The following is a 26,709-nucleotide window of genomic DNA, read 5'->3' on the forward strand; positions in this document are numbered from 1 at the left end:
GATGAAATTGAAGTCCGCTCTTCCTGTTCTGATTGCGGTTTTTGCCTTGCTAGGATTTTCAGTTGCAGTGCATAACCCGTACTATATTCATCTAGCTGAAACCATTTTGATTTATGTGATTCTATTGTTTGGCTTGGATATTGTGGTGGGTTATGTCGGCCAAGTTTCCCTCGGGCATGCTGGATTGTTTGGTATTGGTTCCTACACTGCTGGTGTTCTCTTTATGCACTTTGGGGCGCCTATTTGGATGACGATTCCCGCAGCTATTTTCGTTACAGCATTTTTTGGCGGCCTGTTGGCATTGCCTGCTCTGAAAGTGGTCGGCCCGTATTTGGCGATGGTGACTTTAGCATTCGGAACGATTGTCCAAATCTTGATTAATGAAATGACTTGGTTGACCGAGGGTCCCCTCGGTATTAAGTTGCCAAAACCAGAGTTATTTGGCAGCACCGCTACTGAGCTTGAGTATTTTTGGATAGTTGCGATTTTGATGCTCGCGAGTATGGTGGTGGTGGACCGTTTCTTAAAGTCACAAATGGGACGAGCATTCGAAGCTTTGCGTGACAGTCCCATTGCCTGTGACTGTATGGGCGTTTCCGTATATCGCTACAAAGTAATTGCTTTTGTTATAAGCGCTGGCTTTGCTGGCTTGGCCGGTTGTCTCTATGCTTATTCTGAGCAATATATTTCGCCAAATACTTATAACAATGAGTTGGCTGTGCTATTTCTATTGGCGATCATCATGGGAGGGCGGAAATCGCGCACAGGAGCCATTATTGGCGCCGCGATCATCGTTTTATTACCCAAGTTGCTAGATGATATTCATCTGTTCCGCATCGTAGCGGCCACCATTGCAATTGCTATGATTGTTGGATCAATTATTGCGATTGGTAAAAAAATTACAAGCTTCAAGCGGGTCGCTATTCCGCTGGCTGGCACGGTTGGCTTAGCTGTTTTTTCTTTTTGGCTTGATAGTATTGCTGACTGGCGCTTAAGTATTTTTGGGTTCATGATCCTGCTGGTTGTGTATTACCTTCAAGATGGCATTGTGGGATTCGCGAAGAACTTCTACTTTGCCCTCTCTGGTAAGACTAAGACAGCGCGCGGTGGAGTATCCATAGAAGGCGTAGATGAATCTGTTGGTTTTATTCGTGATGTTGGCGGTAAAAACATAGGGGCTGAGCTCCTTAAGGTTGACTCTGTTTTAATGCAGTTTGGTGGTTTGAAGGCTCTCAATAATGTCAGCTTAAGTATTAAACGTGGCACTATTCACGGCTTAATTGGCCCGAACGGCTCTGGTAAGAGCACGATGATGAATGTCTTGACTGGTATTTATATTCCAACTGCTGGCAACGTTTTGTATGCTGGCAAGAGTGTAGTTGGTAGCACCTCTTCGAATATTGCTTTATCAGGTATTGCACGTACCTTTCAGAATGTTCAGCTCTTTGGTGAAATGACTGCGCTACAGAACATCATGGTTGGACTGCACCATACCTTCAAATCTAATCTCATTGAGATTGGGTTGCACTTGCCTGCTTATTTAAAGGAAGAGCGAGAAGCGCGTAAGCGCGGTATGGCTTTATTGAAGTTTGTTGGACTTGAAGAGTTGGCCAATGAAGAGGCTCGTAATTTGCCATATGGTAAGCAGCGCCTTTTAGAGATTGCACGAGCCTTAGCCTTAGATCCAGAGCTTTTGCTTTTAGACGAGCCGGCAGCTGGCTTAACGGCGCCAGACATCAAAGAGTTGCTTCGTATTATTCGTAAGATCCGCGATAGCGGTGTGACCTTTATTTTGATTGAGCATCACATGGATGTGGTGATGTCGATTTGCGATACCGTTTCTGTATTAGATTTTGGGCAGAAGATTGCAGAAGGCAAGCCAGCTGAAGTTCAGGCAGATGAAAAAGTGATTCATGCCTACTTAGGTGCTTAATTACACGAACCTTATTGAATCGACAAACAACATGTTATCCATCAAAAATTTAGAAGCGGGCTATGGCAAAGTAAAGGTGCTCCATGGCATCAGTATCGAGGTACCCAAGGGACAAGTGATCACGTTGATTGGCTCTAATGGTGCTGGTAAGACAACGACCATGCGCGCAATAACAGGCATGATTAAACCTACCGCTGGAGAGGTTACTCTAGGCGGTAAAGATATTGCAGGAGCTGATTCTCATGCGATTGCTCGCTTAGGTTTGGCGCACAGTCCCGAGGGGCGCCGCGTATTTACCAATATGACAATTACAGACAATCTTTTGCTTGGCGCGTTTCCTCGTTTGACCGGCAGTCGTACCAAGGGTGATGTGAAGCTTGATCTTGAGCGGGCTCTTGAAATGTTTCCGCGTCTAAAAGAGCGTCGTAACCAGCTTTCCGGCACCTTATCGGGTGGGGAGCAGCAAATGCTGGCAATGGCTCGTGCGGTAATGCTCAATCCCGAAGTGATTCTCTTGGATGAACCGTCAATGGGGCTTGCTCCAATTTTGGTTGAGGAGGTTTTTAAAATCATCTCAAACTTAAAGTCGCAGGGGGTCACAATGCTCCTGGTTGAGCAATTCGCGGCCGCTGCGCTGAATGTGGCTGATTATGGCTATGTGCTTGAAAATGGTAGGATTGCCGCTCATGGCCCCGCTCACGAGCTTAAAGATGATCCAGCGGTTAAGGCGGCTTATCTCGGTGGCAGCCACTAACTCAATTTGGTTCTTTCATCCCGACTTGTATTAGCTAATCTTTTGATGCGATTTTTAATCAATCTCAGTAATTTCAATGGTAGAAAGTAATAGGACTAAAAATGAAAAAAACTATATTTGCTTTAACAGTAGCCGTATTGAGTTTAAATGTGTTGGCCCAGGATCGCTTGCCAACGATTGCCCCGGAAAATTACACCCCCGAGCAAAAGCAGGCCGCAGATGAATTCATGGCGGCTAGAAAAAGAGCGGTCTTTGGTCCATTTGAGCCGCTGATGTACAGCCCTGAAGTGATGACACAGGCGCGTTCCATGGGTGATTATTTGCGTTACCACTCTGCCATTGGTAATACCCTAAGTGAGTTTGTGATCTTAATTTCTGCGCGTGAGTGGACTCAAGATTATGAGTGGTATGTGCATGCTCCAATCGCATTGGCTGCAGGTATTAGCGCAGATAAGATTGCGGCGATTAAGGAAGGTCGACGTCCTGAGAAGATGTCTAATGATGAAGAGATGGTCTATAACTTCTCAACTGAATTGCATCACAATAAGAGTGTTTCTGATGTGAGCTTCAAGCGCGTAGAGCAACGCTTTGGGAAAAAAGGCGTGGTTGACTTAACTGGAATCAATGCTTATTACACTTTGCTAGCAATGCAGATGAATGTGGCCCAATACCAAGCCCCAGGAAATGTACCTTTGCTGCCTAAGTTTCCAAATTAAGCCCTACGTCTTAGTGCGTGTAAGCAAAATAGAGAAAAGAACAGCATACCCACTGACCAGTGGGTCTGAATAGCCTTCTCTCGAAAGGCTTCTGGACCGTAATAGAGTAGGAGTCCAGTAATCATGAGGATGAGTAATGCGAGGAGCTGAGTGATGCCGCTCAGCCTTTTTTGTTTTGCTCTCCAGCCAGCCTTAATGTGAAAAGTCAGGACTGATCCTAATCCCATGATCGCAAACACTGCCGTACTGCCGTGTAAGCTCAGCATAGTGTGGCCGCCAAAAATTTTCTTTTGTAAGTCAAATAGATCACTCAATAAATAAGCAATACCGCTAAGAGAGCAGCTGAGCATGCTCGTAAGTATGAGGACTTTTTGCCAGCCAGGCATCATACCTACAGTTCTTTTACTGACATGGTTGATATTTTTCATGCGGCGATTCGAATGGCTTTCGCCTTGAAATGATCAAAGCAGGCATGATGCGCATTTTCAGAAAGAATAAATACTTTTGTCAGCGCATCTGCGTAGATACACTCTTGGGCTAGCACTGAATAGGATCCTAAAAATTCGTGATGAATCTGCTCGAGTGAATTTGCAGTGGGGTTGATGATATGACTAGGAAAGCAGGAGTCTCTTCTTGCAAAATAAAGACCGCTAGTAGCGATTGCACCATTTTGCAATTTCCCAATGTCGATTGGTGGCCTGCGACCTTCGGGATCTCGCAGAAAAATAGTTTCAGCTGCATCACCAAAGACTCTTAAATCACCACCAGCATTGACTGCACCTCCTGCAATTCCGCCTGATTGCAATACTTGAATTGCTTGATCTACTGCAAATCCTTTGGCAATTCCACCGAGGTCAAGCCGAATAGGGCGCCGAGAATAAATGAGATGCGGTTCAAGAAATTCTAAATCGTCAAGACCACCAAAATGAATTTGCTCTAAGGAAAGATGTTGGGGCAATAAACCTGCCGCAATGAGTCTATGCCCAATGCCACAATCAAATAATCCCCTCGAGTGATGATGAATATCCTTTGCAGCGTGGAGAACTTGAGCGGTCCATGGGTGAATCTGGATAGGGCGCAGATGCGCCGCATGATTCATTTTAGAAAGTTCACTTTGATGCTGATGAAACCCCATTAACTTTTGAACCAACTCTATTGATACAAATGCTTCGGATATCAGTTCCATGTGGAATGCCTCCATATGATCTTTAATCTCAATCTCTACAAACGTGCCTAGTAAAGGCCTGCATCGTCTCATTTGGTTTTGGAAGATTGCTCTTTGAGAGCGAGCTCGTAGAGCATGACAACTCTCTTGACACCATCGGTCAAATGCTTGCAGGAGAGGGTAGCACCACCAATGTTTTGAATATCTTGATTGAGTTTGATGGGATCATTTGCTTGCTTCCCAATGAATTGTTTGCGCCAAGCGGGATCAGCTACTTCATAGCCATATGACTCAACATACTCCAGAATCTCAACACCTAAAATTGCCCCGCTTGGGCTCAAAGCCACCGCGTATTGAATCATTTCGTGTTTACCCACCACCTCGTCCACCACAAACCAACTCCCATCCTTTGCTTTCCAGATTCGATCCCCTTGAAAGGGGTGTCGAATACTTGAAGCTAAGCGCAATTTTTCCTGCAGGCCCTTGCTGATTAAGATGGGTGATTGCGTAAGCAATTGATTGGGCAAGAGTAAGACTTGCGCCTGCTCAATTGATACATAGATTTTGGCTTGCGAGGTGATCGGCGCTGCTAAAGCAGCAATTCCAAGCAAGCTGATCGTGTGAGGGTGCCAATTCATTGGATTAATTTGTTAATTGAGAGGAAAGCCTACCTTCACGATGAACTCATTGACTGAGTGACTATCCCAGACACGTGCGCCGGAGCATTCCGCTTCACCGCCACCCATGCAGGTTCCGCCTGCAAGCTGATAGCGCCATGCGCCAGTGATCCACCAATCTTTACTGGCATAGTGAATATTAGGACCAAGAAATGTTGCTCTTTGAACTTGGTTTTTTAAGTTCAGTTCTGAGTAATCATTGTGAAAGCGCGCCTCCACACCAGCAGACCACTTCGGGGCAAAGCGATAGCTTGCACCCACTAAAAAATCTAACATCGATTCTGGAACATTGCCATTCTCTATAAATTTGAGGCGCTCATTTGCTGCAACGATATTGCCCGCCAAAATGAGTCGATCATCAATAAAATTCGATTGCAGTAGCACCCTTGCTTCGAGCTCGTCCTTATTCTTACCCCATGTTGGCTCTAGGTATAAACCGAGACCCACAGGAGATGTCACTGGATTAGTGATGCGGTAAATTGCTTCCAGAGATCCGCCCTCTAAACCTCCTTTTCTATAGGGAGTTGCTGAATCATGGCTTGAAGGTACGCCGTACCCTCCCGTACAGCTTGATGCCTCTTCGCACGCTTCGGGGTTGGTGTAGTTTTGGTTAGCGCTTGTGAAGTAGGAATTGACGTAGCCTGCAAGCTGCAGATCATTCGTGGCGCCATATTCCAGCTCTGTTCTGGCCGTCCAGGCATCATAGTTTCCGGCTGCTTGCTGTTGATTTAATTGCAGGCGCTGTTCAAATTCCCACTTCCCTTGGGGTTGAAGGTCTAGGGTATAAATCCAACCAAAAGCACCTTCACCAGCATAGGCAAAGGAAAAGCTGAGGGCGGTAGCAATTAAGAGGCAAAACGTGAGTAGTCTTTTGATGGTTAATTTCATGGTCTTCATTTGATGGTGGTGATTAATTCTATTAATCTAAATAGTAATCATTCTCATTAAAATAAAAAACCATGAGTTGCAAATTGGATCAGCCTGTAGGGCTTATGAAGATTGCCTGGGTGGACTTGTTATATTGGCTGCATGAACCCAGAAGCACTTGAAAAGCTTGTAACCATGAAGATGCCTTTTGGTAAGTACGCAGGACGTTATCTTGCGGATTTACCAGGCAACTATCTAGCCTGGTTTGCGCGTGAGGGTTTTCCGAAAAGTGAGTTGGGGCAGTTACTCGAGTTGATGCACACTCTGGATCACAATGGTCTGCGTGGCTTACTCGCTCCAATACAGCGTGCACATGGTGTTAGTACCCGTATCCATCCTTAAAGATTGGGTGTGGCGTCAGTCGTTATTTTTGGTGAACAATCACACTAACCCGATTACGTTCATTTTGAACAGTTGATGAGGCAGGTGGACTATTTTGTGTGAGCTCAATCCGCACGCCATTGTCTGTCTCAAGTGCTGCTGCAATCCGCTTTGCTAAATCTGCGTTTTGGTCATATTCAATCTGAATGCGCGCTACCTTGCCTGCTTTGATGTGTGCGTTTAACTCATCCACCTTTTTAGTGGCGTAGACATCAAAAAAGACGGGATACCAGCCACCCACAGTGTGGGCTGGTTTTATTGCATTTGATTTTGTTTCGACTAAGGGTAGATGAAAATCAATACCGGTTCTTTCAACTAATTCTGAGTAGCTAATAGGCGGAGTCATGTGCGCCTCATTGGTATTGTCAATCCAAAATGCCCATGCTCGTTTAGTGCTGGAGTCGAACACCAACTTATATAAATGGCTGGGAATGGTGACTTTATTCGAACCAATGTTGCCTAAGTCTCCCGTCGAACCTGTAAATACATAGACATCACTATGCGCTCTTTTAACGTAATGGCGGGTAGGCTCTTCAACCTGCTTGGCCCAGATGCCTTGATTATTTAAACGCGCCTGCGGCATCATATTGGCTAGGGAGAAGGACTGAGCCATCCCTTTTTCAGTATGCATGTCACCTGCCGGAACATTGTGGCCGCGATCGTAGCCGCTACCGCGGTAATCTGTAAGAAGAGCCCGCTCACTGCGAGGAAGTCTTGCCTCTTCATAAAATCGGTTACTCCTACGGGGGTGTTTACCTTGAAATTGCTCTGCGTTCAAACGTTCAACGGTATAGATCGGTTTCTTATCTATTGGAGAGTAATAGACTGCAAAATCATCAAAGCAGAGGTCTTTGCCAATCTGGGAGCTTGATGGAATTTGCTGGTTAGGAAAAAATTGCGCGCATCCTTCAAAGAGGGCAAATGCACTGAGTGGAGCAAAAAGTGCTGCCAATAAGATTGTTTTAGCGGTCAATCGAAGAGTCAATTTCATATTTCACCAGTGTAGGCTGTGAGTCTATTCAATGCCATCACCCGTAGGCAATTTCTACTACCAGTAGAGCGACTGTGTGGCGCCAAACACTAGATGTACGGTTTAGAAATCTTTTTTTTGCTGCGAAATTGCAAATAAAGGAGATTTTGAGCGATTTTTTATAGCATGAAATTGGTGACCACTAACTTTTATAAGTATCTGATTTAAATGAAATTAATTAAGTAAGAGGTTCATTCATTCGGCTTAATGCTAAAAATGAGACTCATAAGTTATTAAAAGTACCCTTCTTATTCTTGACTTGATATAAGAACTTTCTTAGGATGACCCATGTTTTTAACTTATTGCATTGCAGCATAAATCAGCAGTTTGATTTTTGGGTAATGCAACAGACTGAATGAGTAAATGTATTTCTTCCTATTCGAGTGACTTTCAAGGTGAGCAACTAGAAGCTTCTAGTTCAAGCGCCTTGTTGGCAAATGCTATGGTTCCGGTCTATCGGTTGCTAAATGGCTTACTCGTTATCACCGTTTTTCTTTTGGTTGGCCTCTGGCTTTCAGGCAATGGAACCAATGCCGGTGCCTTCGACTTTGCTCGCATTCTCGTTCCAGATGAGGCGCGTCAGGTAGTTTGGCAAAACGGCTTTGGCATGCTCGATCAATATAAAGATCAGACCCCCCAAGCTGCTGCAGATAAAGATATTGCCGCTGTCATTTACAACAAAGGCGCCACTAGTAACAACACCAAGATTCCCCTTGGGATTGCTAAGCACCAAACGGTTGCATTATTAATGCCCTCAGTAGCTCATACTCAGGTAAAGCCAATTTCTGCCTTAGCTGATCAAATCCCAACTTCCAAAGTAGATCCGCAGGCTTTAGATAGCAAGCTTTTGATCTCTGTCCAGAATCAGCGCTCGGTTGCCGACTTCTTTGAGCAAAAATACAAGTTAGATCGCGCCAAGATTGAGGAGTACGTCTCCAATACCGTGTTGATTGCAAAAGAGGTCAATATTGACCCGATCCTTTTACTGGCCGTTATTTCAGTTGAATCGAATTTCAACCCCCTTACTAAGAGTCAAGCCGGGGCAGAAGGTCTGATGCAGGTGATGACATCCATCCATAAGGAAAAGTATGCCCTCTATGGCGGAGCTTCAGATGCGATTAAGCCCGAAGTGAATATCCGCATCGGCGCTTATATTTTGAAGTACCTCATTGCCACTTCAGGATCGCTGCGCAATGGTTTGAAGTTTTATGTAGGCGCAGGTAACACAGACACTGATGGCGGCTATGTGGATAAGGTTATGTCTGAGCGTAATCGCTTGATTGAACTCTGCAAGGGTTCTACGCTCCAGGCAAACTCTGGGCGTAAGCTCATTCTGAATAGTAAAAACGTTCGCTCTTAAGCTTGCTGCTCATTAGCAAGTTTGGATGAATAAAGGCCACCAAAGGGTGGCCTTTTCATTTGCCCGATGAAATCTAGGCTTTAGTTGACGCCATGGAGCTCAACATCAAATACGAGGGTAACATTCGGTGGAATGACCCCGCCGGCTCCACGAGCTCCATAACCCATATCAGCAGGGATGATAAGGGTGCGTTTGCCACCAATCTTCATGCCAACCACGCCTTGATCCCAGCCTTTAATCACATGTCCAGCACCAAGCGGGAAGCTAAATAGCTGTCCGCGGTCCAAAGAGCTGTCAAATTTTTTGCCCTTATGATCGGGCGCGCTCTCATCAAAGAGCCAGCCGGTGTAATGCACATCGACATGATTGCCGGCAACAGCCTCTGTGCCATCACCAACCAAAGTATCTAATTTCTGAAGCTCGCTCATTTTATTTTTCCTGTTCAACTTAAAGGGAGTGATAAGTATATTCGGAGGCTTATCACCAGATAAATTTCAAATTAGTTACAAAAACCTCTTGGTGGAATCCCTTAAATTGGGCATCTTATGCATCATTAGCGCCCAAAACGGCCAATTTTGGAAGATCCCATGATTTAAAATGAAGTTCTTGCCTCATGGCGTCCAAGCAAGCTTAAGCAGTGCTGGGAAAATTTATCAATATCGAGGAAATTTCAATGGCTTCAGAGAAATCAAAGATCATTTATACGCTGACAGATGAAGCGCCATTTTTGGCCACTAGTTCATTTTTGCCAATTATTCGCAGCTTTACAGCACCCGTTGGAGTGGAGGTTGCTACAAGTGATATCTCTGTTGCAGCACGTATCTTGTCTGAGTTCTCTGATTGCCTGACCGAGGAACAAAAAGTTCCAGATAATTTAGCTGAGCTAGGTCGCCTCACCTTGCTTCCAGACACCAACATCATCAAGCTGCCGAACATTAGTGCTTCAGTTCCGCAACTACTTGCCGCTATTAAAGAATTACAAGCGAAGGGCTACAAGCTCCCGAACTTCCCAGAAGATCCGCAAACGGATGAGGAAAAAGCGATCCGCGCTCGGTACTCAAAATGTTTGGGCAGCGCTGTGAATCCAGTTTTGCGCGAAGGTAATTCAGATCGTCGTGCACCAAACGCAGTCAAGCAATTTGCACGCAAACATCCACACTCAATGGGTGAGTGGAGTCAGGCATCGCGTACCCACGTTTCACATATGCATGGTGGCGATTTTTACGCCAGTGAAAAGTCCATGACGATGACTAAGGCTTGTGACGTCAAGATGGATTTGGTAACCAAGAGTGGCAAGACCATTGTGCTCAAGCCAAAAGTCTCATTATTAGCTGGCGAAATTATCGACAGTATGTATATGAGTAAGAAAGCGCTCTGCGAATTCTATGAAAAAGAAATTGAAGATGCCTATAAGACAGGCATGATGCTTTCATTGCACGTGAAAGCGACCATGATGAAGGTTTCGCACCCCATTGTGTTTGGTCACGCTGTGAAGATCTTCTACAAAGAAGCATTTGAAAAGCACGCGAAGTTATTTGAAGAGTTGGGTGTCAATGCCAATAACGGCATGAGCAGTCTTTACGACAAAATTAAAACCTTGCCTGAATCGAAGCGCGAAGAAATCATTCAAGATTTACATGCATGTCATGAGCACCGTCCAGCATTGGCGATGGTTGACTCTGCCAAGGGGATTACCAACCTGCATTCTCCTAGCGATGTGATCGTCGATGCATCGATGCCAGCAATGATTCGCGTGGGCGGAAAAATGTGGGGTGCTGACGGACGTTTGCACGATACCAAAGCAGTAATCCCTGAAAGTACGTTTGCCCGTATTTACCAGGAGATGATTAACTTCTGCAAAACCCATGGCAACTTTGATCCTACTACTATGGGTACGGTGCCAAACGTTGGTCTGATGGCTCAGCAGGCTGAAGAGTACGGTTCGCACGACAAAACTTTTGAAATCTCTGAGGCTGGTGTAGCGCGTATTGTTGCCGACGATGGCACCGTACTGCTTGAACAACATGTAGAAGAGGGTGACATCTGGCGTATGTGCCAAGTAAAGGATGCTCCAATTCGCGACTGGGTCAAGTTAGCGGTTAATCGTGCACGTCTCTCTAATACGCCAGCAGTTTTCTGGTTGGATGAGTACCGTCCGCATGAGGCTGAGTTGATTAAGAAGGTCAAGACATACCTGCAGGATTACGATTTGACTGGTTTGGATATTCAAATCATGTCTCAGACGCGTGCAATGCGCTTTACTTTAGAGCGCATCATTCGCGGTAAAGACACCATCTCTGTGACTGGCAATATCTTGCGTGATTACCTCACTGACTTGTTTCCGATCATGGAGCTGGGTACCAGTGCCAAGATGTTATCGATCGTGCCGCTAATGGCTGGCGGCGGTCTCTTTGAAACAGGCGCTGGCGGATCTGCTCCTAAGCACGTTCAACAGCTTGTTGAAGAAAACCACTTACGTTGGGATTCTTTGGGTGAGTTTTTGGCTTTAGCGGTTTCCCTAGAGGACATCAGCGATAAAACCGGTAATCCAAAGGTGAAAATTTTGGCTCGTACTTTGGATGAGGCTACCGGTAAATTATTGGATAACAATAAATCGCCATCTCCGCGTACGGGTGAGCTTGATAACCGCGGCAGTCAGTTCTATTTAGCAATGTACTGGGCTGAGGCTTTGGCTGCACAAATGGAAGATAAGGAGTTACAGGCGCACTTTGCACCTTTGGCGAAAGCCTTGGCTGACAATGAACAAAAAATCATTGCCGAATTGACGGCGGTACAAGGTAAGCCAGCTGATATTGGTGGTTACTATGTGCCAGATATGCAGAAGTTAGAAGCCGTGATGCGTCCAAGTCAAACCTTAAATGCAATATTGGCAAAGGCTAACGCAAGTTAACCTGCAGTCAAGTAAGCAGAAAGGCAAACCTCAGGGTTTGCCTTTTTAATTTTGTAGCTTAGCTTTTTTGCGAATAGAGTGTTCGACTGGGATGGAGTCCAGTGTCGGCTCCAAAGCTTCTCGCTCATCAAACACAAAGCAGCTTCCCTTGTAATGGGCTGAGCCTACTTCTTCAAAGTATTTCAAAATCCCACCCTCTAATTGGTAGCTATGCTCCATACCTATCTCGCGCATGTAAAGCCCCGACTTTTCGCAGCGGATACCTCCCGTGCAAAAGCTCACCAGGGTCTTGTCAGCCAATTCATCTTTGTGGGCGCTAATTGCCTCAGGAAATTGTGTGAATTTTTCAATATTAAAGTGCAGGGCATTTTCAAACGTGCCGTAATCCACCTCAAAGGCATTGCGAGTATCAACCATCACCACTGGCCTACCAAGATCATCCGTGCCACGATCTAACCATTCTTGTAATTTCTTAGGGGTAATAAAGTTAGCCCTACCTTCCTCGGGCCGAATGGTGGGATGATTCATGCGAATGATTTCATTTTTCAGCTTAATGAGCATTTTCTTGAAAGGTTGCTCCTCGGACCAGCTTTCTTTGGCTTGTAGTGGTTTAAAACGAGGATCAATGCGTAACCAGTCTAAAAAACCACGCAACGAATCAGCCTGACCCGCTAGGAACATATTGATGCCTTCAGGTGTCAGTAGGATGGTGCCCTTGAGTTCGCGAGCATTGCATTGATCTAGCATACGCGCACGCAATTGAACGAGCTCATCTAGACTGACAAATAAATAGGCGGCAACATTTAATATGGGCTTCATGGGGATTCTTTTCTAACTACCCTCTATTATCAAACAAAGCCTCATGGAGATGGTAATCTTGCTTTTTAGCCAACCTAATTTTATATAAATGATTCGCACAATCGCACGTATTATTCCGGGTATACCCACATCAGATGGCGCTGGTGTGCAATTGCGCCGCAGTCTCGGTGGTCAGCAGCAATTACGCTTGGATCCCTTTTTAATGTTGGATGAATTTTCATCGAACGATCCCAATGATTATGTGGCAGGATTTCCGGCACATCCACATCGTGGCTTTGAGACGGTGACATACATGCTTGAAGGGCACATGCTGCATGAGGATCATTTAGGTAATCAGGGGCATCTTAAAAGTGGTGGGGTGCAATGGATGACTGCTGGTCGAGGGATCATTCATTCGGAAATGCCACAGCAAGAAAGTGGCGCTATGCGTGGTTTTCAGCTGTGGATTAATTTGCCCTCGCATGAAAAAATGAAAGAAGCTGGCTATCAAGATATTCAGGCGGATGATATTCCGGTAGCGAAGTTGGCAAATGGTGGATCTGTCAAGGTGATTGCAGGCATCTATCATTCTGCAGATTCAAGCATCGCTGGGCCCATTCATGGCATTACTACTGCCCCTTTATTTTTGGATGTACATCTTCCTGCACATGCCCAGTTTGAACACCCTATTCCGATGACACACAGTGCCTTTTTATACGTCTACGAAGGGGAGCTATTGGTAGGAAATCCCGCTCAAGCAGTTCCAAAACAAGCGGCAATTGTGCTGGGGTCGGGTGATCAGCTGCATGTGAGGGCGGGGCCTTCTGGCGCACAATGTATTGTGCTTGCTGCCATGCCCTTGGGTGAACCCATTGTTCAATATGGCCCATTTGTCATGAATACCCGTGCTGAAATTGAGCAGGCTATTGCTGATTATCAAAACAATCAATTGGTCGCGGCAAAGTGATGTCTTCAATCTCCTGGGAGGAGGCTGGGCAATCATATGAGGCAGATTGGCGTTCAGAGAATGGGATTGCTGCCCATAAAAAAGTATTGGTGGTTGATGACACACTAACTGCAGATGCAGCTTATCAATTGGCTTGTGAGGGAACTGCAATGTTGTGGCGCGGCGATTTTCAGAATGCGCGCCAACTTTTGCAAGCCTTAGCCAGAAGAGTGGACCGACCTTCCAAGAAATCTCGGCGAGCTCCAAAAGCGGCTTATGGAGCTGCCAATAAAAATCCTATAGACATTTTTAATCTGCATCGCTTATCCCAATCCCAACGTGCGCGAATATTGGGGATGTTATTAGTAGAGTGTGATGCGCAACATACAATTTCTTTGAGCCGTGCTCCAGATATTGCTCAGGCTTGTTTGGAGGCTTATGGAGCAGTAAAGCGCCCATACCTCGTTTCTTTTAGAGAGTTATTGGGGGTGGTTAGTGCATATGAGTGGCGCAAGAATGGGGTAGTCATTCCGGCACTGTCGCATACCAATGAAATACGAATCTTTCCGCATTACGGCGTTTTCTCTCCCATTCGTGGTGAATATATTGATTTGGTCTGGGAAGCGCCTCTTCCAGAATCCATTCACAATCATTCAATTGCATTTGATATCGGCATGGGAACTGGTGTGTTGTCGATTGCATTAGCGCAACGTGGGATTGAAAAAATCATTGGGACCGATTTGGACAATCGAGCTCTGATTTGTGCAAAAGAAAATATTGATCGTCTCAAACTTAGATCAACCATTGAAATAGTTCAAGCTGATTTGTATCCACAAGGTAAAGCTTCATTAATTGTTTGCAATCCGCCATGGCTGCCTGCAAGGCCAAGTTCTTCACTAGAGCGAGCGGTATATGATCCTGAAAGCCAGATGTTAAAAGGCTTTTTGAGTGGTTTGGCCGATCACTTGTTTGATGGTGGTGAAGCTTGGTTGATTATTTCTGATCTTGCTGAACATTTAGGTTTACGTACTCGGAAGGAATTACTCGAGTGGATAGAGCAAGCTGGACTATTCGTTCTGAGTCGCATGGATACCAAGCCGAAACACAAAAAGGTATTCGATAAAAATGATGCCTTGCATTTAGCCCGTGCTGCAGAAGTTACCTCTCTGTGGAGATTGAGCAAGAGGTAATAGCCCTACGCTATTCACCATGATTAGTAAAAGGGTTGTATCTCAATGCCTACTTGCCTAAAATTATTTAGAAGATTTTCTTTTTCTGTAATGGTGAGTAAGGCTCAATTTGCACTTAAAGCGCTGGTTAATACATCAAGATGGCTTGCTTAGCTGCGTAGTTTTACTGGCGCATATTGCCTTGCTCGCTACCGGTATTTTTCTAAGCAGTAAGCCGCCAAACATGGAGCAAGACCAAATTATTCAAGGTCAACTTCTTGGGGTAGCGGTAGAAAAAAAGGGGCATCCATCATCAGCCTCTATTCTGAAAAAACAGTCCCTTGTCCGCCCTGATGAACTAATAGAGGGGCAACTTGGGTCATCTGATGGAGGCATTTCCAAAGAAAATGAAGCTCCTCTTTATGGAGCTGCAAACTCAAGGCTAGCATCTCATCAACCACATCCCAGTTACCCACTTTCTAGCAAGAAATTACGAGAAGAAGGTTTGCTGATGCTCAAATTCTGCGTTAATCCAGCTGGTACTGTAGATGCCGCCCATATTATTACCAGCTCCGGTTATAGTCGTCTTGATGAATCAGCCCTTGAAGCCATTCGGCGATGGCGTTTTCCACATGCTTTACAGACAAGCCTGGCTAGCTCGGATTGTTATCGCATGCCAGTTCAATTCAGTTTAAGAGCATGAAATGATTGCACGACAAAAGCCTGAGGATTGTTTCGCCATTGATTCTAAAGGCTCCTATCCCAAAGTGATCTTAAGTAAGACTTTGTTTGGAAAAGATAAGCAAATTGTGATTTTGCATGAAGGACAGCATTACCAATTACGACTGACTAAATATAAGAAATTAATTTTGACAAAGTAATACCCATCACCGTATTAGCCAGCAAGCGCAATTTCATATGCCAGTAGCCAGCGATTTTTTTTGATTTATCTCTGGAGGTAGCATATGAAGTATCAACAGTATGGGCGTATTCGCGCGCCATTCACACTGGCATCATCAATTGCATTGGCATACAGCATTTCTTTTTCAAGTATTTCTGGCGCTCAGGAGATTGAGCTTCCGCGGATAGATATCGTTGGTCGGGAGGAAGATTCTCGTAAAAAAATTCCAGGAACAGTTGATGTCATTAATCAGAAGCAATTAGAAATACTCCAACCACTCTCACTGCAGGATGCATTAAAGACTGTACCTGGGGTTAATGTCCGCGGCGATGAGGGCGGCTTGGGTGCCATTCCAAATATTGGGATACGTGGTTTAAATCCAAGCCGTAGCCAAAAGGTTTTATTGCTTGAAGACGGTGCGCCGATTGCTCCTAGCTTGTTTATTTCTAATGCCTCCTACTACAGCCCGCCAGCCAATAGAATGAGCGGCATTGAGGTGCTTAAGGGAGCATCGGGACTTAAATATGGACCATCGAATATTGGGGGTGTGATTAACTATCTTAGTAAAACCCCTGAAGATGGATTTAAGTTAACAGGGAAGGCTGGAGATTATGGATATCAATTGATGGAAATTGAGGCTGGCGGCAAATCAGAATCAAATGGTGCGCTGGCAGGATTAAATATCATCAAATCCGATTCTCAGGGCTACCAAAATAATGGTTACCAAATGTATGACATTCTCATTAAGGGGGGTGTTGAAGTCACACAAGATCAATGGATTGGTTTGAAATACACTCATTACGACAATAACGTCAACACTTCCTATGTTGGCCTCAGGCCTAATCAATATGCAAGTGGTATGACTGCTAATCCAGCGCCAAATGATAATTTTCTCGCACAGCGTAATGCGGTTGATTTAAATCATTCCTGGGAGATTAATAGCGATGCCAAGCTCAATAGCTTAATTTATTGGAGTCAATTGCAACGAGATTATTGGCGACAAAGTGTGCTTAGTCGCAATGCAAATGAAACAATTTATAAAGCATGTAGTGCAAACGCCGAATGTTATTTTGGGCGCAATCGTCAGTTCAATATGCTTGGCTTAGACACCCGTCTTTCTGTTCATTATGATGCTCTGGGCATCAAGAATGAATCTGAATTAGGCTTACGTTTGCATACTGAGACTCAAAGCAATCAGATGGTCGCCTCTAAAACATTTGCTAGATCTGGGCGACTATCGAGTCACGAAGAAAATAAAGCAAATTCAATCGCCCTTTATGCTCAGAATAGTTTTTATATTACCGATGATTTTGCAGTGATACCCGGGGTAAGGGTGGAGAGCTATCGGCAAACACGATCAAATATATTTACTGGAAAAAGCGGTAATGCGCAAAATATTGAAACTGTTCCGCAATTGGGTGCAACTTGGCAGTTAAGTCCACCGGTTCAAATTTATAGCAGCATTTATAAGGGGTTTGCTCCAGCTCAAGTAGCAACAGCAATCGACGAGAAAGGGGTGGATCAGCAACTGGCACCTGAGCGTTCAACCAATATGGAATTAGGCTTAAGAGGTAAGGCTGACGCTTTTAAATATGATGGCGCTATTTTCAGTATGGACTTTAGCAATCAAATTGTGAATCAAAGTCTCGCTGCCGGCGTCACAAAGGCAAATGGTGGCAAGAGCCTGCATCAAGGTGTTGAGTTAGCTCTAGGTTATGAGTTAGGTGGGGGGTGGAGCTTGAATGCAAATGGAACCTACATACCAGTAGCAAAATTTGTGGGAACGAGTTCCTTGGGTCGAGATGGAAATCGTATTCCATACACGCCCGATTTGATATCCAATGTGGGCATCAATTATGAGAAAAATGGATTTAATACCTTAGTCACCCTGAATTACGTTTCTCCCCAATATGCTGATTCAGCCAATACACTAGCACCTAATAGCATTGGGACCTTGGGTGAGCTACCATCTTTCACCACTATTAATTGGACGGCTAACTACACGGTGAATAAGGCATGGAAAGTATTCGCTGCTATCAACAATGTATTAGACAAGCGTTATATTGCCAGTCGCAGTCCAGATGGCATCTTTCCTGGGGCGCCAATGAATTTTCAGGCGGGTATGAGTTATCAGTTTAATTAATTTAGTTTTATTGCCTAGCAAATAGCATTAAGGGCTTCATATCGCCTTTATCTGCAGAGCGTAGAGCTGATAAGTAGTTTTGGCGTGTGAGACCTGGGGTGGTAATTGAAGTGTTGCCACCCCAAGAAAATCTTTTGCCACCAAGGCTGACAATCAGAGCATCAGCTATCAAGCGTGCATGACGACCATTGCCATTTGGAAATGCATCAATCAATACTAGCTGATGATGCAAGCGTACTACGACTTCATCAATGGGCATCGTTTTATTTTCAATTTGATAGGCAGTGTTATCTAAGAGATTTTTGAGGGCAACAGCAATGTGAGTCCAATCAATACCGATGCTCTTGGCGCTCTTTCTGAATGTGCCAGCCCACTGCCATGTTTGATTAAACATGCGGCTATGCAAATCACGCACCAAGCCCTCATTCAGACCATGAATGATCTTTTGACGTGCGATCCAATCTGCACCTTCGACAATATTCAGTTCTTCCCAAGCATTTAAATCAGCTTGAGTCTTAATATGTGCTGGAATGAGACCAAGAGCTTCATCCGGATCAATCGGAGTGGCTCCTGGCGCATAGTCAAACTGCATCACCATAGATTCCTTCTAGGACCATCCAGGATCTCTTTTGCTAGTAGTTGCAGTTGCTTTTCACTGGCAGACTGATCCACTGACTGATTCTCAAGACTCATTGAATGAGATATGGGGCGGAGTCTTTCACGCGCAATCGTAATAGCGCGATCTTCTAAGATTTCTTCTAAAGACTTGCGTGGCACTAAGGCGTATTGCAACTCACAATCTAAGGCGCTCGCCAGCTTGCGTAGGTTAGCTAAGGTGATCTTTTCGTCAGCCTCAGCTTTTTCAAGCTTGGCAATGCTGTGTGGCATAACACCGAGCTTGCGAGCCAGCGCAGATGCCGACATGCCCAAAGATTCGCGAATAGCCTTAACCCACCCATTTCCTGGGCGACTTGGGGGGGGCGAGCATCCCTTAACTTAGTAAGGGTGGAATCCATTTGATAGAGTTGTAATTTAGCGAATTTCTTATTCATATTAATACCTATAGGTATTAATTAATAAACTTATTTGATACCTATAGGTACCAAATAGTTCTAAGAAGGAAGGGTTTTAGCTTAAATATCAAAGCCATTCCATCGGGAGTGTTACAAAGTAGTGGCTTGAGGTCCCCACTCATGTTTTTACTCTGCTCAATTTAGCCCTGATAAGCCCAATGCCCCATAGTTATTGGGATGGAGTTGGATTTATAAAGAAAAGGGCTTATAAGTTGTTATCTATAAAGTCTAACGCCACCCTGGTGGGTGGCGTTAGACTGTTACAGACTTAAAAATGGTGGAGTCGGCGGGAATCGAACCCGCGTCCGCAAATCCTCTACAGCAAGTTCTACATACTTAGTCATATCATTTAATTTAACCGGTTAGTCACAGATTGACATGTTACACACCAGCGATTCACTAAATTTTTCGAACCATCCCTCGTGACGCGAGCTAGTCTTATCTCTTGTAAATGACCCTGATGTAGCTTTCGCTACCTGACCCAAGAGAGAATCAGTTCAGGGGCAACCGCAATTAAGCGGCTAGTGCGTAACGTTCGTCGTTAGCAGTTATTACATTCCCATTGATTTACGAGATAACGGGTCCTCGGTATGCCCTTGATGCTTTGTAATCCACGTCGAAACCATGTCGACCCCGGAGTTAATGCATAAGAAAGTTTATTTTAAAGCCGCTGGCCTCAAATTTCCCAATATCTTTTTATTCCCTGTTGGGAAAGATGATTTGCAATAAATCGAGAGGGTGGCGAATGATGTAATCGGCTCCCCAGGCCTCTGGGGGCTCTTTGCAGCCACAGTAGCCATAGGCGGCAGCAACAGTTTGCATGCCCGCTGCCTTGCCTGCAATCACATCTCTGATGTCATCTCCCACATAGATTGATTTCGCAGGATCAATATTTGCGATTCTGGCAGCATGCAAAATGGGCTCTGGGTGTGGTTTTGAGTGTGGCGTAGTGTCGCCAGAAACGGTTGCAATAGACCTATCATGCAAGCCCATTAGTTTTATTAAAGGATTGGTAAAGCGCTCACTCTTGTTGGTGATGATTCCCCATGGCAGTTTTGCGTCATCCATTTGATTAAGTAAATGCTCGATACCATCAAATAGGGTGCTATCGACCAGGAGACCTCTTTCATAATTAGCCATGAACTCATCTCGCAGACCAATGAAATCAGGGTGCGCCGGGGTGATTCCAAAGGCGCCTTCGATTAGGCCGCGGGCACCAGCAGATGCACATGGCCGAAGAATGTCATAGGGCTTTAATGGCTGATTACGCACTTCAAGCAGTAGATTGGTGGCGGCAACCAAATCCGGGGCGGTATCAGCTAAGGTGCCATCCAAATCGAAAAAGACCCCATGGTAAGGGCTTTGATGTGCCTCAGAAGTCATTTGCGCACTGCAATCATGTAGTTGACTGCAACATCCTCACCCAAGCTATAAACCTGAGTGAGCGGGTTGTAACTCAAGCCCTTAATACCAATCATTTCTAGGCCCGCTTGTCGTGTAAATGCCACGAGTTCAGAGGGTTTAATAAATTTGGCGTATTCATGAGTGCCCTTAGGCAGTAGTTTGAGGATGTATTCCGCGCCAATAATCGCAAATAAGTAGGACTTTGGGCTGCGATTCAAAGTGCTAAAAAAGAGCGTACCTCCTGGCTTACAAAGCTTGGAGCAGGCTCTCACAACTGAGGCTGGATCGGGGACGTGCTCAAGCATTTCCATGCAAGTGACTACATCGTATTGTTCTGGCTGCTCTTGAGCCAAATCTTCGGCTGCAATAGAGCGATAGGTAAGTTGTGCTCCTACTTCTAGGGCATGTAATTGAGCTACTTTGAGGGCTTTTTCGGATAAATCAATACCGCAGGTGTCTGCTCCAGATTGAGCCATGGATTCAGCTAATATGCCACCGCCACAGCCAACATCGAGCACCTTCTTCCCGCTGATATCTACAAAAGATTGAATCCATGACAGACGCAATGGGTTAATAGCATGCAAGGGCTTAAATTCACTTTCAGGATCCCACCAGCGATGGGCTAGAGCGCTAAATTTGGCGATTTCAGATTGGTCGACGTTCATATAAATTATTTGAGCAGGGAGGGCGAGAATGCTTACGAATATAGCGGAAATAAAAAAGCCCGGCATGACCGGGCTTTTTTAAGTGAGACGCGAATTACTGCTTAGGTGTACCAACAACTTCGATGTCAGTACGGCGGTTCTTAGCGCGGCCTTCAGCAGTTGCATTGCTTGCAACTGGATTGCTCTTACCTTTAGATTCTGTGTAGATGCGGCTACCGTCAACACCTTGAGCTGTCAAATAAGTCTTAACAGATTGTGCGCGACGCATACCCAAAGCCATGTTGTAAGCATCGGTACCAACGCTGTCAGTGTTACCAACAGCAACGATTACTTCCAAGTTCATGTTCTTCAAATCAGCAGCAATTTTGTTCAAGGTTGCTTTGCCTTCTGGCTTCAAATCAGACTTGTTGAAGTCATAAAGTGTGTCAGCTTGCAAAGTGATCTTGTTTTGGCTAACGCCAGCAGGAGCAGCTTTAGGGCCGATCCATCCATCGCAACCCTGAGCAGCAGTTGCAGGTGTCCAGTTGTTATCACGCCAGCATAATGTGCCGTCGCCATTTTTCCAGTTCAATTGGCCATCGCCGTTTTGCCAGTTATCAGAAGCCATTGCTGCAGTTGCAGAAACGGTAATAACAGAAGCGAGCAACAGTTTTAGGGTTTTGTTCATTTTTAGTCCTCAAAAATCTCTTTTTAATTAAAGTCAAACTTAAATGTAATTCGCCCTACTTTGAAGCAAAAACCGCAAAGCGACACATCTCAATTTCGTACAAACTGACAGAATCTTAGCATAGGGGCTATCAGTCATCAAAATGATATTATTTCTAAATGGAACAAGCCGCTAAAGAAACACTACCAATATCCCTCGAAGACGAAATGCGGCGGTCCTATTTGGACTACGCAATGAGCGTCATCGTCGGCAGAGCCCTGCCAGACGTACGCGATGGCCTGAAACCCGTGCATCGACGCGTCTTATTCGCGATGTATGAATTAAACAACGATTGGAACCGCGCTTACAAAAAATCTGCCCGTATAGTTGGCGATGTGATCGGTAAATACCATCCACATGGCGATTCTGCGGTGTATGACACGATTGTTCGTATGGCTCAGGATTTCTCTCTGCGCTATATGCTGGTTGATGGGCAGGGTAACTTCGGCTCCGTTGACGGCGATAATGCCGCTGCAATGCGGTATACCGAGATCCGCCTACGCAAGATTGCCCATGAGCTTTTAGCTGATTTGGACAAAGAAACAGTCGACTTTGGCCCCAATTACGACGGTAGCGAGAAAGAACCCCTGATTCTGCCGGCAAAAGTGCCGAATTTACTGATCAACGGTAGCTCTGGTATTGCCGTAGGTATGGCGACAAATATTCCGCCACATAACCTCGATGAGGTTATTTCTGCCTGTTTGCACGTGTTGCATAACCCTGAGTGTTCGATTGATGAGCTCATTGAGATCATCCCAGCGCCTGATTTCCCAACTGCTGGGATTATTTATGGGGTTCAGGGGGTTCGTGAGGGCTATCGCACCGGTCGTGGCCGGGTGGTGATGCGTGCCAAGACTCACTTTGAGGATATTGACAAAGGATCTCGCCAGGCGATCATCGTCGATGAGCTTCCTTACCAGGTCAATAAAAAGAATTTGCTCGAGCGTATCGCTGAGTTGGTTAATGAGAAGAAGGTCGAAGGCATCTCTGATTTGCGCGATGAATCAGATAAGTCAGGTATGCGCGTTGTGATTGAATTAAAGCGCGGTGAAGTGCCAGAGGTTGTGCTCAATAATTTGTACAAGAGTACCCAGTTACAAGACAACTTCGGCATGAATATGGTGGCTTTGGTGGATAACCAGCCACGCCTGCTCAATTTGAAACAGATGCTCGAGTACTTCTTGCAGCATCGTCGTGAGGTTGTTACACGTCGCACTATTTTTGAATTACGTAAAGCGCGTGAGCGTGGCCACGTATTAGAAGGTTTGGCGGTTGCCCTGGCAAACATTGATGAATTTATTGCCATTATTAAAGCGGCGGCAAATCCAGTGATTGCCAAACAAGACTTAATGGGTAAAGCATGGGATTCATCCATGGTGCGCGAGATGTTGGCACGTGCTGAGACCGATACCCCAGGCGGTCGCAACGCGTATCGCCCAGAAGGTTTATTGCCTGAATACGGTATGCAAACTACTGGCTTGTATCGCCTCTCCGATAGTCAGGCGCAAGAAATTTTGCAAATGCGTTTGCAACGTCTGACAGGTCTTGAGCAAGACAAGATTGTGAATGAGTACAAAGATGTGATGGCAGAAATTTCTGACTTACTCGATCTGTTAGCCAAGCCAGAGCGTGTCACTCAAGTGATTGAGAGCGAGCTTAAAGAGGTGCAGACTGAGTTTGGTATTGCTGGAGGTGATAGTGGTCGTCGTTCATTTATCGAGATGAATGCAACTGAGTTGTTTACTGAAGATTTGATCACCCCGCAAGACATGGTAGTAACACTATCGAATACTGGCTATATGAAGAGTCAGCCCCTGAGTGAGTACCGTGCACAGAAGCGTGGTGGTCGCGGCAAGCAAGCAGCGGCAACCAAAAATGAAGATTGGATCGAAACTTTATTCGTTGCCAATACGCATGACATTATTTTGTGTTTCTCCGATCGCGGCCGGATGTATTGGCTTAAGGTGTGGGAAGTTCCACAAGGTAGCCGTACTTCTCGCGGCAAACCTATTGTCAATATGTTCCCCCTGATTGAAGGTGAAAAGATCACAGTGATCCTGCCGATTAAGGGTTACCAAGACGATCATTACGTCTTTATGGCAACCAGCCTAGGCACGGTTAAGAAAACACGTTTGTCTGATTTCTCAAATCCTCGCAAAGCTGGAATTATTGCGGTCGATTTGAATGAGAATGATTTCTTGGTTGGAGCAGCCATTACCGATGGTAAGCACGATGTGATGTTGTTTTCAGATGCAGGTAAGGCTGTTCGCTTTGATGAGAATGATGTTCGTCCGATGGGTCGAACTGCGCGCGGCGTACGCGGTATGAACTTGGGTGAAGGTCATCAGGTGATTGCGATGTTGGTTGCTCCTGCTGAAGCGGCTGAAGGTGCTGAGATCAATACAGTTGATGCTGCAGGTAACGCCATTCCAAGTAGTGTATTAACTGCAACTGAAAACGGTTATGGCAAGCGTACGCCAATTGGTGAATACACCCGTCATGGTCGTGGCACTAAAGGAATGATTGCAATCCAAACAACTGAGCGTAACGGCAAGGTAGTGGCTGCATCTTTGGTTTCGCCCGAAGATCAAATTATGTTGATTACCACTGGCGGAATTTTGGTGCGTACTCGTGTATCGGAGATTCGTGAAATGGGTCGCGCTACACAGGGTGTTACTCTGATCAACGTCGATGAAGGCACTCGTTTGTCTGGCTTGCAGCGCATTGCTGAAAGCGATTCGGATGATGATAGCGAAATCGATGACGGTGAAGATGGCGATATGACTGCTGATCCAGCGACTGATACTGGCCCTAGTGAAGCGAGTGATGCCTAATCGGCATTTCTAAAGGGCGAGCATATTCATCATGACGTTTGATAACCGCATTTATAACTTCGCTGCGGGGCCTTCAGCTGTTCCCGGTGAAGTTTTAAAGCAAGCTGCTGACGAACTCCTGAACTGGCGGGGGCTCGGCACAAGCGTGATGGAAATTAGCCACCGCAGCAAAGAATTTATGGCGGTCTATGAGGAGACGCTGGCGGATCTGCGTACCTTAATGAATATCCCCGATTCTTATGAGATCTTGCTTTTGCAGGGTGGGGGCATTGGTCAAAATGCTGCTATACCTATGAACCTGATGGCATTGGGTCAAAATGGCCCCAAAGCAGATTTCATAGTTACTGGTATTTGGTCTGAAAAATCTCTTAAAGAAGCTGAGAAATATGGTGTCGCACATTTAGCTGCTACATCGGCAGATTTGCAATTTAATACCGTGCCACCACGTTCAGGTTGGCAGTTATCGGATGACGCTGCTTACGTACATTACTGCGATAATGAAACTATTGGTGGCGTTGAATTTTCTGATGTACCAGATGTTGGTAACAAACCCCTAGTGGTGGATGTCTCAAGTAGCATTCTTTCTAAAGAAATTGATGTCACTAAGGGTGGTGTTTGGTTTGGTGGAGCGCAAAAAAATATTGGCCCATCTGGCGTAACGATTGTCATCGTACGCAAAGATCTACTTGGGCATAGTATGAAAATCACCCCATCGATCTGGGATTGGTCTAAGCAATCAGCCAATCAATCCATGCTCAATACCCCACCCACCTTTTCGATCTACATGGCTGGCTTGGGATTCAAGTGGTTGCTCAAAAAGGGCGGTGTAAAAGCAATTGCAAAGATCAATCAAGAAAAAGCAAATTTGCTTTACAACTTCATTGATCAAAGTAGTCTTTATGAGAATCGTATTGCCAAGGAATACCGTTCCAGAATGAATGTGACCTTTTTCTTAAAAGATGAAAATTTGAATGCTGCATTTTTGGCGCAGTCTAATGCTGCTGGCTTGGTTGCATTGCGCGGACATAAGGCGGTAGGTGGAATGCGTGCCAGTATTTATAACGCTATGCCCTTAGAAGGCGTTCAGGCTCTAGTTGAATTTATGCGTGACTTTGAGAGGCGTGCTTAATGAGTAATGAAGAACAGCGTTTAGCCCCACTACGCGAAAAAATTGATTCTTTAGATGCGCAAATTCTAGAATTGCTGACACAACGTGCGCAAGCGGCGCAAGAGGTCGGGCACGTTAAAGGCGGATTTTCCTCTCCCGTTTTTAGGCCTGAGCGTGAGCGTCAAGTAGTCTCTCGCCTGCAGTCAATCAATCCAGGGCCTTTATTGCCTGATGGTATCGCTGCGATTTGGCGTGAAGTGATGTCTGCATGTAGAGCACTAGAGGCTCGCCAAACAATCGCCTACCTTGGGCCTGCTGGCACATTTTCCGAGCAGGCTGCACAAACCTATTTCGGTCATTCCATAGTTGGATTGCCTTGCGTGAGCCTAGATGAGGTATTTAAGGCGGTTGAAAAAGGCGCAGCGCAATTTGGCGTAGTCCCAGTTGAAAATTCTAGTGAAGGCGCGGTCTCGCGCACTTTGGATTTGCTGCTTGATTCTCCAATGCAAATTAGTGGTGAAATCGTTTTGCCCATTTGCCATCACTTGTTAACTAAGAGTGGTAATTTAGACGGTGTTACGACTGTATGTGCGCATGCTCAGGCTCTAGCGCAGTGTCAGCAATGGTTGAGTCAGCACGCACCGCAATTAAAGCGCCAAGCAGTTAGCAGTAATGCTGAGGCAGCACGCCTTGCCGCCGCTGATCCAGCCATTGCGGCAATTGCAGGCGACCCAGCGCAAATTACTTATGAATTACAGGCTGTAGCCTCGCGCATTCAGGATGATGCGCATAACCGTACCCGTTTTGTTGTGATTGGCAATTACGCTTGCCAAGCTACGGGACATGATCAAACCTCTTTGGTGTTATCGGTTGATAACCAGCCTGGCGCCGTGCATAGTTTGTTAGCGCCTTTAGCCAAGCATGGCGTCTCTATGAATCGCTTTGAATCCCGTCCGGCGCGTAAAGGTACGTGGGAGTATCACTTTTACATTGATATCGCAGGTCATGCGGATGATGAAAAAGTAGCGAAGGCAATGGATGAGCTAAAGAGTATTGCTGCTTTTTATAAAAAACTGGGCTCCTATCCGCGTTCAGCTGCTTAATTGCT

General features: G+C 45.5%; 26 protein-coding genes and 1 other RNA gene. 14 read left to right on the forward strand and 13 right to left on the reverse strand.

All coding sequences use genetic code 11. The features are described 5' to 3' along the window. The first annotated feature begins 1 nt into the window (after position 1). The 3 genes from M2125_RS00740 to M2125_RS00750 all read left to right on the forward strand — a co-directional run bounded on the left by M2125_RS00740 (position 2) and on the right by M2125_RS00750 (position 3,403). Positions 2-1,933, forward strand: coding sequence for a branched-chain amino acid ABC transporter ATP-binding protein/permease (locus M2125_RS00740; RefSeq protein ID WP_280742533.1), 1,932 nt, complete (start codon positions 2-4; stop codon positions 1,931-1,933). A gap of 31 nt (positions 1,934-1,964) precedes the next feature. Beyond that, positions 1,965-2,687, forward strand: a complete 723-nt coding sequence (locus M2125_RS00745; RefSeq protein WP_076022775.1) for an ABC transporter ATP-binding protein — start codon at positions 1,965-1,967, stop codon at positions 2,685-2,687. 101 nt (positions 2,688-2,788) lie between these two features. After that, positions 2,789-3,403: a carboxymuconolactone decarboxylase family protein gene (locus M2125_RS00750; RefSeq protein WP_076022776.1), complete on the forward strand. Its 615-nt coding sequence runs from the start codon at positions 2,789-2,791 to the stop codon at positions 3,401-3,403. Here M2125_RS00750 and M2125_RS00755 read toward each other — a convergent pair. Genes M2125_RS00755 through M2125_RS00770 form a run of 4 tightly spaced genes read right to left on the reverse strand, consistent with a single transcriptional unit; the run spans position 3,400 to position 6,133 of the window. Beyond that, positions 3,400-3,831: a hypothetical protein gene (locus M2125_RS00755; protein WP_277540299.1), complete on the reverse strand. Its 432-nt coding sequence runs from the start codon at positions 3,829-3,831 to the stop codon at positions 3,400-3,402. The two genes, M2125_RS00750 and M2125_RS00755, sit on opposite strands and share 4 nt — an antisense overlap. Then, on the reverse strand, positions 3,828-4,661 hold the full coding sequence (locus M2125_RS00760; protein ID WP_280742344.1) for an FAD:protein FMN transferase: 834 nt from the start codon (positions 4,659-4,661) through the stop codon (positions 3,828-3,830). The genes M2125_RS00755 and M2125_RS00760 overlap by 4 nt, the downstream gene beginning before the upstream one ends. Next, positions 4,658-5,206 (reverse strand): FMN-binding protein, encoded by a 549-nt coding sequence (locus M2125_RS00765; protein ID WP_076022779.1) that lies wholly within the window; start codon positions 5,204-5,206, stop codon positions 4,658-4,660. The genes M2125_RS00760 and M2125_RS00765 overlap by 4 nt, the downstream gene beginning before the upstream one ends. Positions 5,207-5,218: 12 nt before the next feature. Next, positions 5,219-6,133: a DUF6662 family protein gene (locus M2125_RS00770; RefSeq protein WP_277540295.1), complete on the reverse strand. Its 915-nt coding sequence runs from the start codon at positions 6,131-6,133 to the stop codon at positions 5,219-5,221. A gap of 141 nt (positions 6,134-6,274) precedes the next feature. Between M2125_RS00770 and M2125_RS00775 the strand changes: the two genes are divergently transcribed. Next, positions 6,275-6,514, forward strand: a complete 240-nt coding sequence (locus M2125_RS00775) for a DUF3820 family protein (protein WP_076022781.1) — start codon at positions 6,275-6,277, stop codon at positions 6,512-6,514. Positions 6,515-6,536: 22 nt separating this feature from the next. On the opposite strand, the gene M2125_RS00780 is transcribed toward M2125_RS00775, so the two are convergent. Continuing rightward, entirely contained in the window at positions 6,537-7,544 is a 1,008-nt protein-coding gene (locus M2125_RS00780) for a DNA/RNA non-specific endonuclease (protein ID WP_076022782.1), read from the reverse strand. A gap of 394 nt (positions 7,545-7,938) precedes the next feature. Here M2125_RS00780 and M2125_RS00785 point away from each other — a divergent pair, with 394 nt between their 5' ends. Further along, the gene (locus M2125_RS00785) at positions 7,939-8,943 is read left to right on the forward strand and encodes a transglycosylase SLT domain-containing protein (protein ID WP_076022783.1); all 1,005 of its coding nucleotides are present in this window, start codon (positions 7,939-7,941) and stop codon (positions 8,941-8,943) included. A gap of 80 nt (positions 8,944-9,023) precedes the next feature. On the opposite strand, the gene M2125_RS00790 is transcribed toward M2125_RS00785, so the two are convergent. Then, positions 9,024-9,371, reverse strand: coding sequence for an FKBP-type peptidyl-prolyl cis-trans isomerase (locus M2125_RS00790; protein ID WP_280742345.1), 348 nt, complete (start codon positions 9,369-9,371; stop codon positions 9,024-9,026). Between the two features lie 245 nt (positions 9,372-9,616). Between M2125_RS00790 and M2125_RS00795 the strand changes: the two genes are divergently transcribed. Beyond that, positions 9,617-11,854 (forward strand): NADP-dependent isocitrate dehydrogenase, encoded by a 2,238-nt coding sequence (locus M2125_RS00795; RefSeq protein ID WP_076023142.1) that lies wholly within the window; start codon positions 9,617-9,619, stop codon positions 11,852-11,854. A gap of 45 nt (positions 11,855-11,899) precedes the next feature. Here the strand turns inward: M2125_RS00795 and M2125_RS00800 are convergent, their stop codons facing one another. Then, a complete protein-coding gene (locus tag M2125_RS00800) occupies positions 11,900-12,673 on the reverse strand; it encodes a sulfurtransferase (RefSeq protein ID WP_076022785.1) in 774 nt (257 codons plus the stop codon). Positions 12,674-12,761: 88 nt separating this feature from the next. On the opposite strand from M2125_RS00800, the gene M2125_RS00805 reads away from it, so the two are divergent. The 5 genes from M2125_RS00805 (at position 12,762) to M2125_RS00825 (ending at position 17,811) form a co-directional block, all read left to right on the forward strand. Further along, positions 12,762-13,619 (forward strand): pirin family protein, encoded by an 858-nt coding sequence (locus M2125_RS00805; RefSeq protein ID WP_076022786.1) that lies wholly within the window; start codon positions 12,762-12,764, stop codon positions 13,617-13,619. Then, complete coding sequence (locus M2125_RS00810) at positions 13,619-14,788, forward strand: 50S ribosomal protein L11 methyltransferase (RefSeq protein WP_280742346.1); 1,170 nt, start codon at positions 13,619-13,621, stop codon at positions 14,786-14,788. The genes M2125_RS00805 and M2125_RS00810 overlap by 1 nt, the downstream gene beginning before the upstream one ends. Before the next feature lie 109 nt (positions 14,789-14,897). After that, positions 14,898-15,470, forward strand: coding sequence for an energy transducer TonB (locus M2125_RS00815; protein WP_076022788.1), 573 nt, complete (start codon positions 14,898-14,900; stop codon positions 15,468-15,470). A gap of 1 nt (position 15,471) precedes the next feature. Continuing rightward, on the forward strand, positions 15,472-15,648 hold the full coding sequence (gene hemP / locus M2125_RS00820) for a hemin uptake protein HemP (RefSeq protein WP_277540282.1): 177 nt from the start codon (positions 15,472-15,474) through the stop codon (positions 15,646-15,648). A gap of 84 nt (positions 15,649-15,732) precedes the next feature. Beyond that, the gene (locus M2125_RS00825; protein ID WP_280742347.1) at positions 15,733-17,811 is read left to right on the forward strand and encodes a TonB-dependent receptor family protein; all 2,079 of its coding nucleotides are present in this window, start codon (positions 15,733-15,735) and stop codon (positions 17,809-17,811) included. Positions 17,812-17,818: 7 nt separating this feature from the next. Here the strand turns inward: M2125_RS00825 and M2125_RS00830 are convergent, their stop codons facing one another. The 6 genes from M2125_RS00830 to ompA all read right to left on the reverse strand — a co-directional run bounded on the left by M2125_RS00830 (position 17,819) and on the right by ompA (position 21,620). After that, the gene (locus M2125_RS00830) at positions 17,819-18,409 is read right to left on the reverse strand and encodes a mobile mystery protein B (RefSeq protein ID WP_277540278.1); all 591 of its coding nucleotides are present in this window, start codon (positions 18,407-18,409) and stop codon (positions 17,819-17,821) included. Then, complete coding sequence (locus M2125_RS00835) at positions 18,403-18,753, reverse strand: helix-turn-helix domain-containing protein (protein WP_280742534.1); 351 nt, start codon at positions 18,751-18,753, stop codon at positions 18,403-18,405. The genes M2125_RS00830 and M2125_RS00835 overlap by 7 nt, the downstream gene beginning before the upstream one ends. Positions 18,754-19,159: 406 nt before the next feature. Continuing rightward, positions 19,160-19,519: a transfer-messenger RNA gene (gene ssrA / locus M2125_RS00840) on the reverse strand. A 61-nt stretch (positions 19,520-19,580) separates the two neighbouring features. Next, the gene (locus tag M2125_RS00845) at positions 19,581-20,267 is read right to left on the reverse strand and encodes an HAD family hydrolase (protein WP_280742348.1); all 687 of its coding nucleotides are present in this window, start codon (positions 20,265-20,267) and stop codon (positions 19,581-19,583) included. Continuing rightward, positions 20,264-20,953: a bifunctional 2-polyprenyl-6-hydroxyphenol methylase/3-demethylubiquinol 3-O-methyltransferase UbiG gene (ubiG, locus tag M2125_RS00850; RefSeq protein WP_280742349.1), complete on the reverse strand. Its 690-nt coding sequence runs from the start codon at positions 20,951-20,953 to the stop codon at positions 20,264-20,266. Before ubiG ends, M2125_RS00845 begins: the two co-directional genes overlap by 4 nt. Positions 20,954-21,047: 94 nt before the next feature. After that, positions 21,048-21,620, reverse strand: coding sequence for an outer membrane protein OmpA (ompA, locus tag M2125_RS00855; protein WP_280742350.1), 573 nt, complete (start codon positions 21,618-21,620; stop codon positions 21,048-21,050). A gap of 158 nt (positions 21,621-21,778) precedes the next feature. Between ompA and gyrA the strand changes: the two genes are divergently transcribed. Genes gyrA through pheA form a run of 3 tightly spaced genes read left to right on the forward strand, consistent with a single transcriptional unit; the run spans position 21,779 to position 26,704 of the window. Beyond that, entirely contained in the window at positions 21,779-24,493 is a 2,715-nt protein-coding gene (gene gyrA / locus M2125_RS00860; RefSeq protein ID WP_076022793.1) for a DNA gyrase subunit A, read from the forward strand. A 31-nt stretch (positions 24,494-24,524) separates the two neighbouring features. Beyond that, a complete protein-coding gene (gene serC, locus M2125_RS00865) occupies positions 24,525-25,622 on the forward strand; it encodes a 3-phosphoserine/phosphohydroxythreonine transaminase (protein ID WP_280741692.1) in 1,098 nt (365 codons plus the stop codon). Then, on the forward strand, positions 25,622-26,704 hold the full coding sequence (gene pheA / locus M2125_RS00870) for a prephenate dehydratase (protein WP_076022795.1): 1,083 nt from the start codon (positions 25,622-25,624) through the stop codon (positions 26,702-26,704). Before serC ends, pheA begins: the two co-directional genes overlap by 1 nt. Positions 26,705-26,709 lie beyond the last annotated feature (5 nt).

It is taken from the genome of Polynucleobacter sphagniphilus (genome assembly GCF_029892205.1).
In the GTDB taxonomy this organism is placed as follows: Bacteria; Pseudomonadota; Gammaproteobacteria; order Burkholderiales; family Burkholderiaceae; genus Polynucleobacter; species Polynucleobacter sphagniphilus.

What these genes read in the sequence shown, in the direction of transcription:
- M2125_RS00740 (WP_280742533.1), top strand. Translation starts at nt 2, where the DNA reads ATGAAATTGAAGTCCGCTCTTCCTGTTCTGATTGCGGTTTTTGCCTTG.
- M2125_RS00745 (WP_076022775.1), top strand. Translation starts at nt 1,965, where the DNA reads ATGTTATCCATCAAAAATTTAGAAGCGGGCTATGGCAAAGTAAAGGTG.
- M2125_RS00750 (WP_076022776.1), top strand. Translation starts at nt 2,789, where the DNA reads ATGAAAAAAACTATATTTGCTTTAACAGTAGCCGTATTGAGTTTAAAT.
- M2125_RS00755 (WP_277540299.1), bottom strand. Translation starts at nt 3,831, where the DNA reads ATGAAAAATATCAACCATGTCAGTAAAAGAACTGTAGGTATGATGCCT.
- M2125_RS00760 (WP_280742344.1), bottom strand. Translation starts at nt 4,661, where the DNA reads ATGAGACGATGCAGGCCTTTACTAGGCACGTTTGTAGAGATTGAGATT.
- M2125_RS00765 (WP_076022779.1), bottom strand. Translation starts at nt 5,206, where the DNA reads ATGAATTGGCACCCTCACACGATCAGCTTGCTTGGAATTGCTGCTTTA.
- M2125_RS00770 (WP_277540295.1), bottom strand. Translation starts at nt 6,133, where the DNA reads ATGAAATTAACCATCAAAAGACTACTCACGTTTTGCCTCTTAATTGCT.
- M2125_RS00775 (WP_076022781.1), top strand. Translation starts at nt 6,275, where the DNA reads ATGAACCCAGAAGCACTTGAAAAGCTTGTAACCATGAAGATGCCTTTT.
- M2125_RS00780 (WP_076022782.1), bottom strand. Translation starts at nt 7,544, where the DNA reads ATGAAATTGACTCTTCGATTGACCGCTAAAACAATCTTATTGGCAGCA.
- M2125_RS00785 (WP_076022783.1), top strand. Translation starts at nt 7,939, where the DNA reads ATGAGTAAATGTATTTCTTCCTATTCGAGTGACTTTCAAGGTGAGCAA.
- M2125_RS00790 (WP_280742345.1), bottom strand. Translation starts at nt 9,371, where the DNA reads ATGAGCGAGCTTCAGAAATTAGATACTTTGGTTGGTGATGGCACAGAG.
- M2125_RS00795 (WP_076023142.1), top strand. Translation starts at nt 9,617, where the DNA reads ATGGCTTCAGAGAAATCAAAGATCATTTATACGCTGACAGATGAAGCG.
- M2125_RS00800 (WP_076022785.1), bottom strand. Translation starts at nt 12,673, where the DNA reads ATGAAGCCCATATTAAATGTTGCCGCCTATTTATTTGTCAGTCTAGAT.
- M2125_RS00805 (WP_076022786.1), top strand. Translation starts at nt 12,762, where the DNA reads ATGATTCGCACAATCGCACGTATTATTCCGGGTATACCCACATCAGAT.
- M2125_RS00810 (WP_280742346.1), top strand. Translation starts at nt 13,619, where the DNA reads ATGTCTTCAATCTCCTGGGAGGAGGCTGGGCAATCATATGAGGCAGAT.
- hemP (WP_277540282.1), top strand. Translation starts at nt 15,472, where the DNA reads ATGATTGCACGACAAAAGCCTGAGGATTGTTTCGCCATTGATTCTAAA.
- M2125_RS00825 (WP_280742347.1), top strand. Translation starts at nt 15,733, where the DNA reads ATGAAGTATCAACAGTATGGGCGTATTCGCGCGCCATTCACACTGGCA.
- M2125_RS00830 (WP_277540278.1), bottom strand. Translation starts at nt 18,409, where the DNA reads ATGGTGATGCAGTTTGACTATGCGCCAGGAGCCACTCCGATTGATCCG.
- M2125_RS00845 (WP_280742348.1), bottom strand. Translation starts at nt 20,267, where the DNA reads ATGACTTCTGAGGCACATCAAAGCCCTTACCATGGGGTCTTTTTCGAT.
- ubiG (WP_280742349.1), bottom strand. Translation starts at nt 20,953, where the DNA reads ATGAACGTCGACCAATCTGAAATCGCCAAATTTAGCGCTCTAGCCCAT.
- ompA (WP_280742350.1), bottom strand. Translation starts at nt 21,620, where the DNA reads ATGAACAAAACCCTAAAACTGTTGCTCGCTTCTGTTATTACCGTTTCT.
- gyrA (WP_076022793.1), top strand. Translation starts at nt 21,779, where the DNA reads ATGGAACAAGCCGCTAAAGAAACACTACCAATATCCCTCGAAGACGAA.
- serC (WP_280741692.1), top strand. Translation starts at nt 24,525, where the DNA reads ATGACGTTTGATAACCGCATTTATAACTTCGCTGCGGGGCCTTCAGCT.
- pheA (WP_076022795.1), top strand. Translation starts at nt 25,622, where the DNA reads ATGAGTAATGAAGAACAGCGTTTAGCCCCACTACGCGAAAAAATTGAT.